This is a genomic window from Stenotrophomonas sp. SMYL89, from assembly GCF_036319985.1.
GTDB lineage: Bacteria > Pseudomonadota > Gammaproteobacteria > Xanthomonadales > Xanthomonadaceae > Stenotrophomonas > Stenotrophomonas maltophilia_Q.
In genome coordinates this window covers 1-1088 of the sequence record NZ_JAWIRW010000041.1, presented here as the reverse complement: position 1 = coordinate 1088, position 1088 = coordinate 1, and the positions used below count along the sequence as shown (strand labels likewise).

At 68.5% G+C, this 1088-nt stretch carries 1 protein-coding gene; it reads right to left on the bottom strand.

The window, feature by feature from the left end; genetic code table 11:
• Positions 1-107: 107 nt before the first annotated feature.
• A partial coding sequence (gene smeD, locus V3B41_RS20430; RefSeq protein ID WP_329861822.1) for a multidrug efflux RND transporter periplasmic adaptor subunit SmeD occupies positions 108-1088 on the bottom strand: 981 nt, incomplete at its 5' end.

The window sequence follows — 1088 nt, the reverse complement described above, 5'->3', positions numbered from 1 at the left end:
ACCGGCAGCTTGAACAGGGCCAGGCCGCCGGCGAGCATGATGATGATGGCGATGACCCATGCAAAGATGGGTCGATCGATGAAAAAGCGTGCCATGGGGTTCTCCGCTTACTTCGCGCCGCCGGCCGGGGCCGCAGGCTGGGCGGCCGCCGCCGGCTTGGCCGGGGCAGCGCCCTTCTCGGTGGCTTTGACCGGCATGCCGGGGCCGATCTTCTGCAGGCCTTCGACGATGACCTTGTCGCCGGCCTTCAGACCGTCCTCGACCAGCCACTTGTCACCGACCGTGCGGCTGACCTTGACCGGGCGCACCTCAACCTTGTTGTCCTTGCCGACCACCATCGCGGTGGTGTCGCCCTTCGGATCGCGGGCGATGCCCTGCATCGGCACCAGCACTGCATCGCTGCGCACGCCGCCGCCGATCACTGCGCGCACATAGGTGCCCGGCATCAGCAGGCCGTCCGGGTTGTCCACCTTCACGCGCAGGCCGAAGCTGCCGGTAGCCGGATCGACGCTGACTTCGGAGAACTCCAGCGTGCCCTTGTGCTCGAAGGTGCTGCCGTCTTCCATCAGGATGCTGACCGGCAGCGACTGATTGTCCTGCAGGCGGCCGGCGGCCAGTTCGCGGCGCAGCTGCAGCAGCTCGGCCGAGGACTGGGTCAGGTCGACGTAGATCGGGTCCAGCTGCTGCACGGTGGCCAGTGCATTGGCCTGGCCGGCGCTGACCAGCGCACCCTGGGTGACGCTGGACTTGCCGATGCGACCGCTGATCGGCGCGACGATGCGGGCATAGCCCAGGGTGACGTTGGCCGCATCCAGCGACGCCTTGGCGGCACCGACATCAGCCTCGGCCTGCTTCTGCGCAGCCACGGCGTTTTCCAGATCCTGCTGGCTGACCGCGTCGACCTTGGCCAGCTCGGTGATGCGCTTGGCGCTGAGGCGGGCAGCGTTGGCGGTGGCTTCGGCACGGGCCAGCTGGGCGCGGGCGCTGTTGGCCTGGGCGCGGTAGCTGGCGTCCTCGATCTGGTACAGCGGCTCGCCGGCCTTGACCATGCCGCCCTCGGTGAACAGGCGCTTGGCGACGATGCCGTT